The 16,433-nt window shown below is 57.1% G+C and carries 14 protein-coding genes and 2 pseudogenes; 9 read left to right on the forward strand and 7 right to left on the reverse strand.

Annotation, left to right across the window (positions count from 1 at the left end; genetic code table 11):
- Positions 1-201: 201 nt before the first annotated feature.
- On the reverse strand, positions 202-1,545 hold the full coding sequence (locus GHO32_RS22680; protein ID WP_047279633.1) for an OprD family porin: 1,344 nt from the start codon (positions 1,543-1,545) through the stop codon (positions 202-204).
- 404 nt (positions 1,546-1,949) lie between these two features.
- Here GHO32_RS22680 and GHO32_RS22685 point away from each other — a divergent pair, with 404 nt between their 5' ends.
- From GHO32_RS22685 to GHO32_RS22715, 7 genes and pseudogenes are all read left to right on the forward strand, one after another.
- Positions 1,950-3,221, forward strand: coding sequence for a TolC family protein (locus tag GHO32_RS22685; RefSeq protein WP_139047608.1), 1,272 nt, complete (start codon positions 1,950-1,952; stop codon positions 3,219-3,221).
- Positions 3,222-3,289: 68 nt separating this feature from the next.
- Positions 3,290-4,540 carry an efflux RND transporter periplasmic adaptor subunit gene (locus GHO32_RS22690; protein ID WP_047279635.1) on the forward strand — a complete coding sequence of 417 codons (1,251 nt, stop codon included), beginning with the start codon at positions 3,290-3,292 and terminating at the stop codon, positions 4,538-4,540.
- Between the two features lie 24 nt (positions 4,541-4,564).
- Entirely contained in the window at positions 4,565-7,726 is a 3,162-nt protein-coding gene (locus tag GHO32_RS22695) for a CusA/CzcA family heavy metal efflux RND transporter (protein WP_047279636.1), read from the forward strand.
- Positions 7,727-7,757: 31 nt separating this feature from the next.
- Positions 7,758-8,002, forward strand: a pseudogene (locus GHO32_RS26950) (group II intron reverse transcriptase/maturase); the annotation flags it as partial.
- 183 nt (positions 8,003-8,185) lie between these two features.
- Positions 8,186-8,509: a DUF2790 domain-containing protein gene (locus GHO32_RS22705; protein WP_153443015.1), complete on the forward strand. Its 324-nt coding sequence runs from the start codon at positions 8,186-8,188 to the stop codon at positions 8,507-8,509.
- Between the two features lie 201 nt (positions 8,510-8,710).
- On the forward strand, positions 8,711-8,905 hold the full coding sequence (locus GHO32_RS22710; protein WP_255032616.1) for an MbcA/ParS/Xre antitoxin family protein: 195 nt from the start codon (positions 8,711-8,713) through the stop codon (positions 8,903-8,905).
- A 144-nt stretch (positions 8,906-9,049) separates the two neighbouring features.
- A complete protein-coding gene (locus tag GHO32_RS22715; RefSeq protein ID WP_047279638.1) occupies positions 9,050-9,382 on the forward strand; it encodes a DUF2790 domain-containing protein in 333 nt (110 codons plus the stop codon).
- A gap of 430 nt (positions 9,383-9,812) precedes the next feature.
- Here the strand turns inward: GHO32_RS22715 and GHO32_RS22720 are convergent, their stop codons facing one another.
- From GHO32_RS22720 to GHO32_RS22745, 6 genes are all read right to left on the reverse strand, one after another.
- Positions 9,813-10,268, reverse strand: coding sequence for a DUF411 domain-containing protein (locus GHO32_RS22720; protein ID WP_047279639.1), 456 nt, complete (start codon positions 10,266-10,268; stop codon positions 9,813-9,815).
- Positions 10,258-11,040 carry a cytochrome c gene (locus tag GHO32_RS22725; protein ID WP_047279640.1) on the reverse strand — a complete coding sequence of 261 codons (783 nt, stop codon included), beginning with the start codon at positions 11,038-11,040 and terminating at the stop codon, positions 10,258-10,260. Before GHO32_RS22725 ends, GHO32_RS22720 begins: the two co-directional genes overlap by 11 nt.
- A gap of 10 nt (positions 11,041-11,050) precedes the next feature.
- Positions 11,051-12,151, reverse strand: a complete 1,101-nt coding sequence (locus GHO32_RS22730) for a copper resistance protein B (RefSeq protein ID WP_047279641.1) — start codon at positions 12,149-12,151, stop codon at positions 11,051-11,053.
- Positions 12,141-12,464, reverse strand: coding sequence for a hypothetical protein (locus GHO32_RS22735; protein WP_153443017.1), 324 nt, complete (start codon positions 12,462-12,464; stop codon positions 12,141-12,143). Before GHO32_RS22735 ends, GHO32_RS22730 begins: the two co-directional genes overlap by 11 nt.
- Positions 12,465-12,478: 14 nt before the next feature.
- On the reverse strand, positions 12,479-14,392 hold the full coding sequence (locus GHO32_RS22740) for a copper resistance system multicopper oxidase (RefSeq protein ID WP_047281597.1): 1,914 nt from the start codon (positions 14,390-14,392) through the stop codon (positions 12,479-12,481).
- Between the two features lie 181 nt (positions 14,393-14,573).
- Positions 14,574-14,780, reverse strand: a complete 207-nt coding sequence (locus GHO32_RS22745) for a co-regulatory protein PtrA N-terminal domain-containing protein (protein WP_047279644.1) — start codon at positions 14,778-14,780, stop codon at positions 14,574-14,576.
- A 164-nt stretch (positions 14,781-14,944) separates the two neighbouring features.
- Between GHO32_RS22745 and GHO32_RS22750 the strand changes: the two genes are divergently transcribed.
- Both GHO32_RS22750 and GHO32_RS22755 read left to right on the forward strand, forming a co-directional pair.
- Positions 14,945-15,622, forward strand: a complete 678-nt coding sequence (locus GHO32_RS22750) for a heavy metal response regulator transcription factor (protein WP_047279645.1) — start codon at positions 14,945-14,947, stop codon at positions 15,620-15,622.
- Positions 15,622-16,416: pseudogene (locus tag GHO32_RS22755) on the forward strand (HAMP domain-containing protein); the annotation flags it as partial. The gene GHO32_RS22750 and the pseudogene GHO32_RS22755, both read left to right, overlap by 1 nt.
- Positions 16,417-16,433 lie beyond the last annotated feature (17 nt).

Raw genomic sequence — 16,433 nt, forward strand, 5'->3', positions numbered from 1 at the left:
TAGCACTTCCCCTTGCCGGGTGTGCGGGGGACTTTCACCCCTGAGTGAGCGCGCCCTGCCGGGCGCACCAAAAAAAAAAGGCGCCCAAAGGGCGCCAAATATCCACCTTTTACCAAAGGAGCACTTAAGCCACTCAAGGTGAATTCGTAATGCTCGTTTTACTAACAGGATCAGCTAATGAATAACTGGTCCGTTAGCGAATTAAAGAATCGAAAGCGGGTACTCGATGATTACACGAGTTTCATCCAAATCCGATTCGAAAGCAGTGGCACGCGTGGTTGCCTGGCGCAACCGGAAGGACAGATCTTTTGCCGGGCCGGTTTGGACAACGTATTTGACTTCGACGTCACGCTCCCAGCGCTTCTGATTGTCGAGCGGGTTGCCGTTGTCGTCAGTGCGCATGTAGAACTGGTTAGCATTCGAGTAATCCGCGCCCGAGCCTCTGGCGTAGCGGGTCATGAACGTCAGGCCTGGAATGCCGTAGCTGGTGAAGTTCAGGTCGTAGCGCAGCATCCATGAACGCTCTTTCGGCGAGTTGAAGTCGCTGTATTGGATGGAGTTGTCGACGAAGATCGAGTCCGACTGACGCAGGTAGTCGAAGTCGTCGTCGCCGTTGTTGCGCTGATGCGAGAGGGCCAGGGTGTGAGCACCGTAACGTACGCCGACCTTGGCACTCCAGATGTTGTTGTCAAATTCGCCCAGGCGTCGCTTACCTTCATCCACGGCTTTGTAGTAATTGAAGCCGCCGATCAGCGCCAGATCGTCGTTCAAGGGGTAGGCGAAGCTGGTACCGGCGTAGTACTGGTTCCAGACGTCTTTCAACTGGCTTGCATAGGCACTCACGGTCCAGTTGTCGTTGATCGAGTAATCACCGCCACCGTAGCCGATCCATGGCGAGTTGACTGGGCCGCCGTAGAAGGTCACGAAGTTGTCGTTAAGGTTGCTAGAGACCGGTTGGCTCATCGCATGCAGACGACCACCCTGCAGGGTGAGGCCTTGGATGCTGGTGTTCTCAACGGTCACGCCGCGAAAGCTTTCCGGCAACAGTCGCGAGTCACCCGATGCAACGACCGGGGTCGATGGGAAGACATCACCCACTTTCACGATGGTATCGAACAAGCGAACTTTGGCTGCGCCGCCGACCTTGGTGTATTCGTCGCGAGCTTCGCCCTTGTTATCAACAGGCAGCACGTCGAAGGAGCTACGGCCGCCGTTGCGCCCATCACCGGTGTCGAGCTTAAGGCCGATCATGGCGAAGGCATCAACGCCAAAGCCCACTGTACCCTGGGTAAACCCAGAGTTGAATTTGCTGATGATTGCGTGCGCCCAGGCTTCGGAGTAGCCATTGGTATTGCCTTTGCCACTGTTGTAAGTAGGGGCAGTGCTGTCGCGGTTATCACGATTGAAATAGAAGTTACGGTTCAGCACTGTAAGGCTGCTGCCTTCAATGAAGCCCTCTGGCTTGTCTTCAGCTTGTGCCGAAATAGCATAGCTTCCAGACAGCGCAGAAACTGCCGCCAAATACAGTGGTACTTTGATTTTCATCCGATGCTCCTTTGATTCACGGCAGTTTTTATTATGTTTACCTGCGCGGGTGTCGTTAATTGTTCTGACCCGGCGGCGCGCCTAGCGTAGCGCGAGCTCATATTTGCAGGCCGAAGATAACGGGAGGGTGATAGGAAAATTACAATTTCGTCATCTGCCCGTTATTTGGCGCCTTCGCACCGCGTGGTTGCCATCTCCGTTGCTTGTAACGAAATCATAGAGCCGGGTTGGGAATCGCAGTATTTACGGGCATTACAGGGATTTATTACGAAATTGTAATTTTCCAGCCACCCCTCTGATAGCTACCGCTCATTAGAGTGCCATCACCTAATCAAGTGGGGCTTGGCAGCTGTTTCGGCGTTCTCGCCAAGCTTTATCGAAGTTTGTGCACGAGGACCATCAAAGTGCCCCGGTATAACCGCAATGTCTTATCCAAGACCTCCGTCTCGCCCTGGAAGATCGCTGCACTCTGTGCAGTCATCTCTGGATTGATGGCACCTGCAGCCCTTGCCCAAAGCATCAGCTTGCCCCAGGCGCTTTCGACGGCCATGGATGCCAACCCTGATCTAGCTGCAGCCAGGCAAGAGATTGGGATCGCTGACGGCGCTCGCAAGCAGGCCGGACTTATCCCCAACCCCACAATCTCGTACGACGTGGAAGACACCCGTCGTAACACCAGCCAGACAACTGTTTCGCTCAGCCAAACCCTTGAGCTGGGCGGTAAGCGGGGGGCTCGGGTTGACGTCGCCACATTCGGGCAGACCGCCGCACAGCTGGAGTTAGACCGTCGCGTGAACGGACTGCGTGCAGACGTCGTGCAAGCCTTCTACGCCGCGTTGCGGGCCCAGACAGGCCTTGATCTGGCCAAGCAATCTCTCGAACTGACTGAGCGCGGTCTCCGCATCGTCGATGGCCGTGTTCGCGCAGGTAAATCGTCCCCAGTAGAGGCCACCCGCGCCCAGGTGCAACTGGCCGAAGCCAAGCTTCAAGTTCGACGTGCCGAAACGGAAAAGGCGACCGCTTACCAGCAGCTCGCGCAAATTACCGGGAGCTCAGTCACGGTATTTGATCAACTCGAATCGCCAACCCTCTCCCCGGGGCTGCCACCGCAGACTGAAGAGCTGCTGGCAAAGCTCGATCAGACCGCAGAAATGCGCCAGGCCGTGGTGCAGATCGACAAGAGCGATGCCTCGCTCGGTTCAGAGAAAGCTCAGCGTATCCCGAATCTTACTGTCAGCGTAGGCAGCCAGTACGACCGCTCTGTGCGCGAGCGGGTCAACACTGTGGGCCTGTCTATGCCTCTGCCGCTGTTCGATCGTAACCAAGGCAACATTCTTTCCGCTTCTCGACGTGCCGATCAGGCCCGAGACCAGCGCAATGCTGTGGAGCTGCGCCTGCGCACCGAAACCCAAACCGCGTTGAACCAGTGGTCCACCGCAATGCAGGAGGTCGAGTCCTACGACAAGACCATTCTGCCGTCAGCCCAACAAGCCGTAGAGACCGCAACCCGCGGCTTCGAGATGGGCAAATTCGGCTTCATCGAAGTGCTGGATGCCCAGCGCACCTTGATCGTCGCTCGTGGCCAATACCTCGAATCGTTGGCAGCGGCGACCAATGCGCGTGCGCAGGTGGAAAGGGTTTATGGCGAAGTCGGCTCAACTGCCGGCGCTCGCTGAGCGGGCCAAACATTTTCTTCGGCACCCAGCCTTGAACAAGCCGGTGCCTACGATCAGCAGGAGTAGCAATGGATAACAAACGCAAGATCGCCCTCGCGGTAGCCGCTGTGGCAGCCCTCGGATTTGGCAGCCTTGCCTGGAACAATAGTTCCGGACAGCAGGCCGCCAGTACCGCCGAACATGGCGCTAACGATGGCCATGGCGACGAAAAGAAAGCCTCATCTGCCGCCCAAGAGGAAGGTGATGAGGGCCATGGCGAAGAAGGCCACAGCGAAGAGGGCGGTGAAGAAGAGGGCAAACTGACGCTCAGCGATGAACAGATCAAGGCAGCCGGCGTTGCCCTGGAAGCTGCAGCGCCGCGTGACTTGGGTACAGTCGTGAGCTTCCCGGGCGAAATTCGCTTCGATGAAGACCGTACTGCCCACGTGGTTCCTCGTGTTCCTGGCGTTGTTGAAGCTGTCCAGGCCGACCTGGGTGAGACGGTCAAAAAGGGTCAGGTCCTCGCTGTAATCGCCAGCCAGCAGATCTCTGACCTGCGCAGCGAACAACAGGCCGCACAGCGTCGCGTCGAACTGGCGCGTGTGACCTTCCAGCGTGAGAAAGAGCTGTGGCAGGACAAAATCTCTGCAGAGCAAGACTACCTCCAAGCACGCCAAGCGTTGCAAGAAGCGGAGATCTCCTTGGCCAACGCCAAGCAGAAGGTCGGCGCTATCGGTGCCTCGGTTAACTCCGTTGGCGGTAATCGATACGAGCTTCGAGCTCCCTTCGACGCCGTGGTAGTGGAGAAACATCTGACCGTTGGCGAAGTCGTAAGCGAGGCGACCAACGCCTTCATCCTTTCCGACCTGAACCAGGTTTGGGCAACCTTCGCCGTCCCGCCTACAGATCTGGGCAAGGTCACGACTGGTCGTGCGGTGAAAGTCTCTTCGCCTGACATGAACGTCGAGGTCGAAGGGAAGGTGGGTTATGTCGGCAGCCTGCTGGGCGAGCAAAACCGTGCAGCTACTGTCCGCGTCACCTTGACCAACCCCAACGGCGCCTGGCGTCCAGGCCTGTTCGTGAACATTGCGGTCACTTCCCAGACCGATCGAGTTGCCGTAGCGGTCCCCGAGCACGCAGTGCAGACCGTTGAAGACAAACCTTCGGTATTCGTACGCACCCCAGATGGCTTTGACACCCGCCCGGTAAAACTGGGTCGCCGCGACAGTGGGTACGTGGAAATCATCGACGGTATTGAAGCCGGCGCCCAGGTAGCAACCAGTGGCAGCTTCACACTCAAGTCCGAGCTCGGCAAAGCTTCTGCCGAACACGGTCACTGATGCGAACTGACAGGATGATTTCTCATGTTTGAACGTATCATCAGATTCGCCATCGAGCAGCGCATCGTAGTAATGATCGCTGTTCTGATCATGGCGGGTATCGGTATCTACAGCTATCAAAAGCTGCCCATCGATGCGGTACCCGATATCACCAACGTTCAGGTGCAGATCAACACTGCAGCGCCTGGTTACTCGCCCTTGGAAACCGAACAACGGATCACGTTTCCAGTTGAAACGGCAATGGCCGGTCTCCCGGGCCTTCAGCAGACCCGTTCCCTGTCTCGCTCTGGCCTGTCTCAGGTCACCGTGATCTTCAAGGATGGCACTGACATCTTCTTTGCCCGCCAGTTGATCAACGAGCGGCTGCAGGTTGCGAAGGAACAGCTGCCAGAAGGTGTAGAGGCCGTCATGGGTCCGGTATCTACCGGCCTCGGCGAGATCTTCCTATGGACTGTTGAAGCCGAAGATGGCGCGGTCAAAGAGGACGGTACGCCGTACACCCCGACCGACCTGCGCGTGATCCAGGACTGGATCATCAAGCCTCAGCTGCGTAACGTCCCGGGTGTGGCCGAGATCAATACCATCGGCGGTTATGCCAAGCAGTTCCTGGTTGCGCCGGATCCAAAGCGCCTGGCTACCTACAAGCTGACACTCAATGACCTGGTTGCTGCGTTGGAAAGTAACAACGCCAACGTCGGCGCCGGCTACATCGAGCGTAATGGTGAACAGTTGCTCATCCGTGCACCGGGTCAGGTAGGCAATATCGAAGACATCGCCAACATCGTGATCACCAGTGTGGATGGTGCACCGATTCGCATCAGCAGCGTAGCTGACGTCAGCATCGGTAAAGAGCTCCGTACAGGTGCTGCTACTGAGAACGGCCGCGAAGTCGTGCTCGGTACCGTGTTCATGCTGATTGGTGAAAACAGCCGCACCGTATCTCAAGCTGTCGCCGCCAAATTGGCGGACATCAACCGCACCCTGCCAAAGGGCGTGGTGGCTGTGACTGTTTACGACCGTACCAACCTGGTTGAAAAAGCCATCGCGACGGTGAAAAAGAACCTGGTGGAAGGCGCGATCCTGGTTATCGCCATTCTGTTCCTGTTCCTCGGCAACATCCGTGCGGCTTTGATCACCGCGATGGTGATTCCGCTGTCCATGCTGTTCACCTTCACAGGCATGTTCAACAACAAGGTCAGTGCCAACTTAATGAGTTTGGGGGCACTCGACTTCGGCATCATCGTCGACGGTGCCGTGGTTATTGTAGAAAACGCGATCCGTCGACTGGCTCATGCGCAACATAAGCATGGCCGCATGCTTACCAAAACCGAACGCTTCCACGAGGTCTTTGCCGCGGCGCGAGAAGCTCGTCGGCCGCTGATCTTCGGCCAGCTGATCATCATGGTGGTGTACCTGCCGATCTTCGCCCTCACCGGCGTCGAAGGCAAAATGTTCCACCCGATGGCCTTCACCGTTGTGATGGCGCTGCTGGGTGCAATGATCCTGTCCGTTACTTTTGTTCCTGCAGCTATTGCCATGTTCGTCACTGGCAAGGTGAAGGAAGAGGAAGGCGTGGTCATGCGCACAGCTCGACTGCGCTATGAGCCGGTTCTGCAATGGGTGCTGGGACACCGGAACATCGCTTTCTCGGCCGCAGTAGCTTTGGTCGTGCTCAGCGGCGTACTGGCAAGTCGTATGGGTAGCGAGTTCATCCCAAGCCTCAGTGAGGGCGACTTTGCGCTTCAGGCCATGCGTGTGCCTGGAACGAGCCTCACTCAGTCCGTCGAGATGCAGCAGCGTCTGGAGAAAGCGGTGATAGCGGAGGTGCCTGAAGTTGAGCGGATGTTCGCACGCTCGGGTACCGCAGAAATTGCATCTGACCCGATGCCGCCAAACGCCTCTGACGCCTACATCATGCTCAAGCCTCAGGATCAGTGGCCTAACCCCAAGAAGCCACGCGATGAGCTGATTGCTGAGGTGCAGAAGGCCGCGGCAGGTGTTCCAGGAAGCAACTATGAGTTGTCACAGCCAATCCAGTTGCGTTTCAACGAGCTGATTTCGGGCGTACGTAGTGACGTCGCGGTGAAGGTCTTCGGCGATGACATGGACGTGCTTAACAACACCGCCAACAAGATCGCGGCAGCTCTACGAGCGGTACCGGGCTCGTCGGAAGTGAAAGTTGAACAGACATCCGGTCTGCCGGTGCTGACTATCAACATCGATCGCGAAAAAGCAGCACGCTACGGTCTGAATATCGCGGATGTTCAGAATTCGATCGCTATCGCCGTGGGTGGCCGCCAGGCCGGCACGCTGTATGAGGGCGACCGCCGGTTCGACATGGTAGTGCGCCTGCCTGAGACCGTTCGTACCGACGTAGCGGGTATGTCCAGTTTGCTGATCCCGGTACCCGCTAATGCGGCTCAGGGTGCCAATCAAATCGGCTTCATCCCGCTGTCGCAGGTCGCTAATCTGGACCTGCAACTGGGCCCGAACCAAATCAGCCGCGAGAACGGCAAACGCCTGGTAATCGTCAGCGCCAACGTTCGAGGCCGTGACCTGGGCTCCTTCGTTGAGGAGGCGACCGCTTCGCTGGATAAGAAAGTGCAAGTTCCTGCAGGCTACTGGACGACTTGGGGTGGCCAGTTCGAGCAGCTGCAGTCGGCAGCCAAACGCCTGCAGATCGTTGTTCCAGTCGCCTTGCTACTGGTCATGACCTTGTTGTTCCTGATGTTCAACAACCTGAAAGACGGCATGCTGGTCTTCACTGGTATTCCATTCGCACTTACCGGTGGTGTTGTGGCGCTGTGGCTACGGGACATCCCACTGTCGATCTCGGCAGGTGTCGGCTTCATTGCACTGTCCGGCGTTGCAGTCCTGAACGGCCTGGTGATGATTGCCTTCATCCGCGGGCTAAGAGAGGAGGGGCGGACGCTCAGGCAGGCAGTCGATGAAGGCGCATTGACCCGTCTGCGACCTGTTTTGATGACAGCTTTGGTAGCGTCCCTGGGCTTCATCCCGATGGCCTTGGCCACCGGTACCGGTGCAGAAGTTCAGCGTCCATTGGCAACGGTGGTAATTGGCGGGATCCTGTCCTCCACCGCACTGACCTTGCTGGTATTGCCTGCCCTGTATCACTGGGCACACCGCAAGGATGAAGACGGCGACGAGGCCGAAGTGGTTAGCTAACAGCCTCCGCTAAAGAGAAGCCCACAACACGTGGCTCAGGCACAAACTGCGCTGTGTCATCTGGCGACAATGGAAGCAGCCTTCGACGAGGGCTCGCAACCTGATACGGCTGGGGCTGGGTGCAGAGCGTGCCTGTAAATCGACCTCCAATGGAAGGCGGCCATGGTGGAACTCGGGTGCACCACATATGAATCAGGCGCTGCCGAAGAAACTATGGGACGCCTTGGGCTTGTCTCGATACTGGATACGATCAACCGGCTTAGTCGCATAACCTGAACCGCCGTGTACGGAAGCGTACGCACGGTGGTGTGAGAGGACGGCGGGCGTGAACCCGCCTCCTACTCGATTAAAGTGAAGTAGATGCACTTACCTTTCAAAATTGTAAGTTTCTCGTCATGCCGGTGATGCCTATGCATTGCTAAGGTTATGCCCGAGAAGTTTTGAAATTTAGAGGGTTTTATGAAAAAGCTAATTATCGCTGCTGCACTTGTTGTTTTCTCGGTGGCTTCGCAGGCCAACACTTTCTCCGAGAGCAAGCAGCTGCAATACACCAAGGAACACCAGACCGCAGTGGCCAAGTACGCGGAGAAAAATGGCAAGCCAATGCCAGAGATTCAGGATTACAAATATGGCATGAAGATCGACGTTGCTAAGTTCGTACGTCAGTCGCAGGACCCCCGTACCTGCCAGGTCTACCCACGGTTGATGACCTTCGAGAACTCCCAGGGCACGCTGAAGACTGTTCGTTACTCGATGTATTCGCAATGCATCAACAACAAGTAGTAAATGATTTGAACAGTACAATTAGAGATTTCGTAAATGCCAGGCAGTGCCTGGCATTTTTTATTACGCCCGTTGCCTCCATAGGTTCGAAATTTTTGCGCCTGGGCCCGGGCAAACCGTGCAATAGATCTCAGCCAACCAACAGAGACGGCTCTGAGCCAACCCGTTCAGGCCCATCGCCTGGATGCCCAGCAGAGCGCGGTGGCGTTCCAATATGCGAAAGGACCGGAGATAGCATCGAAGGTATTAGGCTCTCAGATGCTCGCGGAGCAGTGGCTTTGTCGGCCGTGCGGTCATTTGATGGGTTTTGTTCCATTCGAGATGCTCGACACGTCGCTCGGGTTCAGCCTAGTAGTGGACTATCTTGAGCGTCTACTCTTGGGTGTCTACCAATAGTTTGCCTGAGGGGGAACGGGTATGCGGTGAAGCCGCAACGCTACCTTCTTCTGCAAGCGGGACTTACAACCTTGTAATCCCCGTATCACTCAATTGACAGCGACCAAACCTTAATCTTCAGTCACGTCTAGTGGAGTGATTGAAATGAAAGTCATCAAAAGTATCACCGCCATCCTGGCCATAGTGGCCTCCTCAGCCGCACTCGCCGAAGGAGGATCCGACCGTCTATACGGGAAAATGATTCAGGCCAATGAGCAAGCTATGCGAGCTTATGCAGCCGCCAATGGTAAGAAGCCACCGGAGGTGATCCATTATCGCTACGGGATGCGGCCCGACGTGGCGAGGGTAATCAGCATGACATCGACCACGGCGAGCTGTGACGTGATGCCGGCACAGATGAACTACGAGGATTCCAACGGAGACGTGAAAATCCTTGAATACCGGACCGCTGGAGTCGGTTGCCGGGGCCAGAACTGAGCACTGAGCGAGCGGACAGGACTTACGCTGATAAAAAGCCGGGTTGAAGCGTCAATTCCGGCGATTGATCGCCTGGTGACCGGCTTACATGACTCGTGGAGTACGATGAGGATTGGTAGCTCAGACAGGAGAGCCTAATGACTGAATCAGTGCGCAGCACGGTAAAGTGCCTGATCCCGGCGACGGCTCCGGCGATGTGATTGTGGAATTACCCGACAATATTCTGCGCGAGCTCGGGCTTACGACGGGCTACATACTCTCCATGGAGCTCATCAACGGCGATATCGTACTCAAACCAGTACGCGAGCGCCGTGAATCTGATTAGCTATCTTTTACAGGCCCACTGTATCGTCGTGTTGAGCAGATGAAGCTTTCTAGCCGGAGCACATGGGACGGCAGTCAGCCTACTGCCGTCCTTCTGGTCGATGTGTTATTTGGCCGGATAGTTGGCGACTACTTGGTCCTCGCCGCTTTTGGTTAAACCAATGACTTGGTAGGTATGGCTTACGCCATCAACCTCCATGCCTGGGGATCCAGCTGGCATTCCTGGTACGGCGATCCCGGCCAGATCGTTCCGCCCCCTGAGCTCTCGAATCTGCTCAGCTGGCACGTGACCTTCGACAAACTTTCCGTCGATCACTGCTGTGTGGCAGGACGCTAACCGTGGCGCTACGCCCACCTTCTGTTTCACTGCGCTCATGTCCGTCTCAACATGGTCGATCACTTTGAAACCATTAGCTTCCAGGTGCGCGATCCACTTCTTGCAGCAACCGCAGTTCGCGTCTCGGTGAACGTTGATGGACAATGGCTCGGCAGCGTAGGCCGCCGAGGTCACCAGAAGCCCAGCGATAGCAGCTAGCCGAACGAAGACCCGGTTAGTTGGCATGAGTGTGCTCCTTACCGTCTTTGTGAACATGCGTCTTAGGCGACGATGCCGGGTGGGGATCCGAATGGGCCTCGGCCGCATTGTGGTCACCGTGATGATCTGCCGCTTGGGCGGAGCCTGCGGGTGCAGTTCCGTGGTCGTGAGCTGCCTGGGCATGATCGTCGTCTGCCGCTTCGTCGTGATCACCATGCTCGGCACGACTGCTTACGCCGTGCTGGCCCTCATGGTTGTGCATATCGCTTTCACCGCCGCCGTGCTTGTGGCCACCGCTCGTGGCCACTAGAGCCTTGTACTGCTCAGGATTGATTTGGGGCAGTTGGTTCAGGAACGCGACGATTCCCCAGATGTACTCATCACCCATGCTCTTGCCCCAAGCGGGCATGCCGGTGGCTTTGATACCGTGTTTGATCGTCCAGAATGCGGCGGCCGGATCGCCTCCGACACCGACCTTGGTGAGGTCAGGTGGCGACGGGTATAGCGCTTGGCTTAGTTCAGTCTGCCCAACGCCTGGGGCGAGGTGGCACCCAATGCACATGGCGTTGTAGTTGCCTGCTCCTGCCTTGATCAACGCGGCATTCTTTAGGTCAGGCACTTCAATGTCTCGCGCTCGAACCTCAATCGACCGGTCGCGAGCCATGGCGAGAAACGAATGGACAGCCGGAAAGTGAGGATCATCGGCGCCGACATTCACCAAGCCGAAATACGCCGTGCCCAATACAGCAGCACTTCCGAAAGTACCGGCCACGAGCAGCGTTGTAATTGTTCTTTTCATGTTGAAATTCTCAGAACCACATCCTGATACCGGCAACGAAGCGTGCCTCATTAACATCTCCACCCTCGTCTCGGATGAAGTCAGCGGTGTTGCCGTAGGAGCGGCTCCAGGTAACGCCTATGTATGGAGCAAACTGGCGGACAATTTCATACCGTAGACGCAGGCCGACTTCGGTATTGGCCAGACCCGAGCCAACACCGCGCTCAGGATCGTTCTTGCCATAGAAGTTCGCCTCGGCCGTGGGCTGCAAAATCAAGCGATTGGTCAGCAGGATGTCGTATTCGCCCTCAAGACGCGCAGCAGTCTGGCCGTTCTCGCCTATGAACGCCGTGGCTTCGGCCTCGAAGTCATACAAGGCCATGCCCTGAATACCAAAGGCTGCCCAGGTCTGTGGGGATTCCGGTTTGAAATCCTGACGGACCCCGGCGACCACATCCCACCATGGACTGACCGAGCGGCCGTAAAGCAATTGCAGCTCGGCGTCTTCGGTTACCCCATTGGTGCGCTCGCCTTCCGAACGAACCCAGAGTCGATTAATGTCACCGCCTACCCAGCCTGAAGCGTCCCAGGCCAGGGTGCTGCCCTCATCGGCGTCCTGGTATTCGAGCTGGTCCAACAGGAAGAAACTGTTGATTCCGCTGTCGTGCACCTGGTGGCCACCCAAAGGCGGAAAGGCTGCCTCACGGTCGGCATCAGTGAGCACTGGAATCGGCGTGCGGCTAGTTGTGGTTGGAGAAGTCGCTGAACCATGATTCATCTGGGAATGGTCCATGCCCTTCATCGAACCGTGATCCATGCCCTTCATGGTTCCATGGTCCATCTTGCTATGGTCCACCGGGCTGGATTTGCTCTGGCTTTGAGCATGCCCCATCTGGCTGTGATCAACAGGGGCAGTCTGTTTCTGATGTTTGCTAACCCCCATCTTGCTGTGATCCATCGCCGGCATCGATTCGGACGGAGCAGCATCCATTTGCATGGAACCGTGCCCCATTTTCGAATGATCCATGCCCGAGTGATCCATTTCTTCAGCGGCGAAGCTGGGCGTTACGCCCAGCATGCCGATTGAAACAGTCAGGGCCAGCAGCGAAGGCCGCCCAAAGCTATTGGCCATCTTTCCCTGCCTTAGTTTTGTCGCTGCCATGCGATTCCATCATTTTGTCGTGGTCCATGCCTTCCATCGAGCCATGGTCCATCCCCTTCATCGAGCCGTGGTCCATACCTTCCATGGAACCATGCTCCATGCCTTCATGGTTCATCCCCTGGCCCTGCTTGTCCTGCGAGCCTTTGGCTTTGCCTGCCTCGGTGGATTTCTGTGAGTGCTGATCATGGTTGTCGCTGGACCACGACGACGGGGCATAAACAGCCAGCATGCCTACCATCGCAGCAGAAAGGAAAAAGGCGCTTCGTTTCATTGGTTTGCTCATCTCAGATCTCCGGTTCATTCGTCCACACGGACTTCTCGGAACATGCCCATTTCCATGTGGAACAGTAGGTGACAGTGATAGGCCCAACGTCCCAAGGCGTCTGCGGTGACGCGATAGCTTCGTTTTGAGCCAGGTGGCATGTCGATGGTGTGCTTGCGAACCATGAAGTTGCCATTCTCGTCCTCCAGATCACTCCACATACCGTGGAGGTGGATGGGGTGAGTCATCATGGTGTCGTTGACCAAGGTGATGCGAAGACGCTCGCCATATTTCAACCGCAGCGGTTCAGCGTCGGAGAATTTGATACCGTCGAACGACCACGCGAACTTCTCCATGTGGCCGGTAAGGTGCAGTTCGATTGTGCGTCCAGGCTCTCGACCATCGGGATCGATGAAGGTGCTCCGCAAATCGGCGTAGGTCAGCACTCGGCGCCCGTTGTTGCGCAGGCCAATTCCCGGATCGTTCAGCTTCGGGGTCGGCGACATGGTCTGCATATCGACCAACGGGTTGTTGGTCTCGGAAGCCGGATGGCTCTGCATTGCCCCGCTCATGCCGGCCATGCCCTCATGACCCATCCCAGCCATCTTGCTGTGATCCATGCCGGCCATATTGCCGTGGTCCATCCCAGCCATCTTGCTGTGGTCCATGCCGGCCATGCTGCCATGGTCCATTCCAGCCATCTTGCTGTGGTCCATGCCGGCCATGCTGCCGTGGTCCATCCCAGCCATCTTGCTGTGGTCCATGCCGGCCATGTTGCCTTGGTCCATGCCAGCCATGCTGCCGTGATCCATTCCGCCCATGCTGCCGTGGTCCATGCCCATGTCGCTCATGGCGATGATCGGGCGCGGATCTACCTCCGGCACGGGCGCTTGCAAGCCTTCACGAACTGCCAGGGTGCCTCGGGAGTACCCGGTACGGTCCATGGACTGCGCGAAGATCGTATAGGCCTGCTCGTTTTCAGGTTCGACGATGACATCGTAGGTTTCCGCAACGGCGATCCGGAACTCATCGACCGATACGGGTTTGACGTACTGGCCGTCGGCAGCCACAACCGTCATCTTGAGCCCAGGAATCCGGACATCGAAATAGGTCATGGCCGAGCCGTTGATAAAGCGCAGGCGGATTTTCTCGCCGGGCTTGAAGATTCCCGTCCAGTTGCCGTTCGGAGCCTGGCCGTTCATGAGGTAGGTGTAGGTATACCCGCTCACATCAGCGAGGTCGGTGGGGCTCATCTTCATTTCAGCCCACATCTTCCGATCCGCTACAGCGGCCGACCAGCCTTTCTCGCTCACATCGTCAACGAAGTCGCCAATTGTGCGCTTGTGGAAGTTGTAGTAGTCAGATTGCTTCTTGAGTTTGGAGAGCACCTGCGCCGGGTCTTCATCCGTCCAATCGCTGAGCATGACGACGTAATCACGGTCATATACAAACGGCTCCGGATCTTTGGCATCGATCACCAAAGCCCCATAGACCCCGGACTGTTCTTGGAAGCCTGAGTGACTGTGATACCAGTAAGTGCCGTTCTGGTGGACCTTGAACTTGTATTCGTACATGCCATCGGGAGCGATGCCGTGGAAGCTCAAGCCCGGCACACCGTCCATGTTGGCGGGCAGGATGATGCCGTGCCAGTGAATGGAGGTGTCCTGTTTCAGCCGGTTGCGTACGCGCAGCGTCACGGTGTCGCCTTCGCGCCATCGCAGGATTGGCCCTGGCACGGAGCCGTTGATGGCCATGGCCGTACGAGCTGCACCCGTGATGTTGACGGGCAGTTCACCGATATACAGATCGAAGTCCGTGCCGCTGAGCACGTTCGGTTGGCCAGGGCTGGTCACGGCCCAGACCGGCGCGCGCCACATGCCGAGCCCACCCAGAAGTCCGGTAGCGGCCAGGCCTTTGACGAAAGATCGTCTCGTGGTTTTGCTTTGCATGCCGTTGCGTCCAGTCAGGTAGATCGCTGATATCCAGGCTGCTCGATGGCGCAGCCCTTGGGTTCATTGGTGCTCTCACCAGTCTCGTAGACTTTCGCCACTGCGCGAGGCTGATGAGAGGCCGTAGTCTGAAACTGCCATAGTTCAGATTCCGGGGTGATTACATTTCTGTAAGCTCGGATCAGCAGCTTTCGTGGCCCGCGTGCTTGCTGGACTGGGCGGCGACTGGCGCCTGCTCTCTCTTCTCCTGCGCAACCTGGTAGCCCTGCATGGAACTTTGGCGAGCCGCTTCCATCCGCGCAAAGGTCCGGTCCGCGCCGCCCTCTGCCAGGGCAATGCCTGCCGTGCCGAAGGTAACGACCAACACAATTGCTTTGACCATGTTCATCTGGAGATCCTCAATGGTTCTGCGCCTCATGGCGTCAGGTACGTGGTCAAGTTAGCCTCGCGGTGCTGTCAGAAAACTGATCTCGACATTACTTTTCCGTCAGCTTCTGGTTGGGCGTCTTTTTTCCTGCAAACTGGAGATGCACCCCGCGTGGATGAGAGCAGATGAAATTACTCGTAGCCGAAGATGAGCCGAAAACCGGTGTCTACCTCCAGCAAGGCCTGACAGAAGCTGGCTTCACCGTTGACCGGGTGATGACAGGCACTGATGCCCTGCAACACGCGCAGAGCGAAGCCTATGACTTGCTGATTCTCGATGTGATGATGCCGGGGCTCGATGGCTGGGAGGTTCTGCGCAAGATACGCGCAGCGGGTAAGGATGTGCCGGTCCTTTTCTTGACGGCCCGTGATGGCGTAGACGATCGCGTGAAAGGTTTGGAGCTGGGCGCTGATGATTACCTAGTGAAGCCCTTTGCATTCTCGGAGCTGCTGGCTCGGGTTCGCACGTTGCTGCGCAGAGGCAACGGTGGTTCTGCTCAAACCACCATGAAAATGGCAGACCTTGAAGTGGACCTGCTCAAGCGCCGGGCTACGCGAAACGGTAAGCGTATCGACCTTACTGCCAAGGAGTTTTCCCTGTTGGAGCTGCTCATGCGCCGACGCGGCGAGGTGCTCCCCAAGTCGCTGATCGCTTCTCAGGTCTGGGACATGAACTTCGACAGTGACACCAACGTGATCGAGGTCGCGATTCGCCGACTGCGGGCCAAGATTGATGACGACTTCGCGCCAAAGCTCATCCACACCGCCCGAGGCATGGGCTACATGATGGATGTGCCCGAGTGATGCGCCCGCAATCATCCCTCGTCAAGCGACTGACACTAATGTTCATGTTCGCGGTGACTGCTGTCTTGGTCGTTGCCGGCGTGGCTTTCTACGGGCTCAGCCAGCACCATTTCCGGATGCTGGATGAGCAGGCGCTTGCCGAAAAGCTGGAGTCAACGCGTCATGTCCTTTCCATTTCAGCAGCGCGAGGCGAGCTCGACGATCAGGAGCAGCAACTGCGGGCATTGCTCGGCGCACATCAGGATCTTTCGGCGAAAATCACCAAGGCTGACGGCACGGTCCTTTTTTCAGACTCCAAAGCCTCCCAAATCCCTCAGCGGTTCGAGCAGGCGCGCCAGGGTGCGGTTTGGGAATGGCAGGATGAAGCGCAGAACTTCCGCGGTATCACCGCCCAGTTGACTATCGCGGGCGAGCCGGAACCGGTAACGGCCGTGCTGATGCTCGATGTCACCACTCACGCGCATTTCTTTGTCACCCTGCAATGGTGGTTCGGCATCGGCTTGGTGATCAGCGCGATTGTGAGCGCAGGCTTGGGCTGGGTCGTGGCCAAAAGCGGACTCCGGCCTGTCAGGCAAATCACCAAAGTGGCCACCGGGATGTCGGCAAAATCTCTCCGCGAGCGCATTCCACTGGAGCCCGTACCGCTTGAGCTTCAGGAACTCATCCTGTCTTTCAACGGGATGCTGGGACGGTTGGAGGATACATTCGTTCGGTTGTCCAACTTCTCTGCCGATATCGCTCACGAGTTGAGAACGCCGGTCAGCAACCTGCTGACTCATACCGAAGCGCGTCTGCATTTCGTATATGGAGA

This window comes from Pseudomonas sp. FSL R10-2189 (genome assembly GCF_009600325.1).
Classification (GTDB): Bacteria; Pseudomonadota; Gammaproteobacteria; order Pseudomonadales; family Pseudomonadaceae; genus Aquipseudomonas; species Aquipseudomonas helleri.

Coding starts and splice junctions, on each gene's coding strand:
- GHO32_RS22680 (WP_047279633.1), bottom strand. CDS start 1,545: ATGAAAATCAAAGTACCACTGTATTTGGCGGCAGTTTCTGCGCTGTCT.
- GHO32_RS22690 (WP_047279635.1), top strand. CDS start 3,290: ATGGATAACAAACGCAAGATCGCCCTCGCGGTAGCCGCTGTGGCAGCC.
- GHO32_RS22695 (WP_047279636.1), top strand. CDS start 4,565: ATGTTTGAACGTATCATCAGATTCGCCATCGAGCAGCGCATCGTAGTA.
- GHO32_RS22705 (WP_153443015.1), top strand. CDS start 8,186: ATGAAAAAGCTAATTATCGCTGCTGCACTTGTTGTTTTCTCGGTGGCT.
- GHO32_RS22715 (WP_047279638.1), top strand. CDS start 9,050: ATGAAAGTCATCAAAAGTATCACCGCCATCCTGGCCATAGTGGCCTCC.
- GHO32_RS22720 (WP_047279639.1), bottom strand. CDS start 10,268: ATGCCAACTAACCGGGTCTTCGTTCGGCTAGCTGCTATCGCTGGGCTT.
- GHO32_RS22725 (WP_047279640.1), bottom strand. CDS start 11,040: ATGAAAAGAACAATTACAACGCTGCTCGTGGCCGGTACTTTCGGAAGT.
- GHO32_RS22730 (WP_047279641.1), bottom strand. CDS start 12,151: ATGGCCAATAGCTTTGGGCGGCCTTCGCTGCTGGCCCTGACTGTTTCA.
- GHO32_RS22735 (WP_153443017.1), bottom strand. CDS start 12,464: ATGAGCAAACCAATGAAACGAAGCGCCTTTTTCCTTTCTGCTGCGATG.
- GHO32_RS22740 (WP_047281597.1), bottom strand. CDS start 14,392: ATGCAAAGCAAAACCACGAGACGATCTTTCGTCAAAGGCCTGGCCGCT.
- GHO32_RS22745 (WP_047279644.1), bottom strand. CDS start 14,780: ATGAACATGGTCAAAGCAATTGTGTTGGTCGTTACCTTCGGCACGGCA.
- GHO32_RS22750 (WP_047279645.1), top strand. CDS start 14,945: ATGAAATTACTCGTAGCCGAAGATGAGCCGAAAACCGGTGTCTACCTC.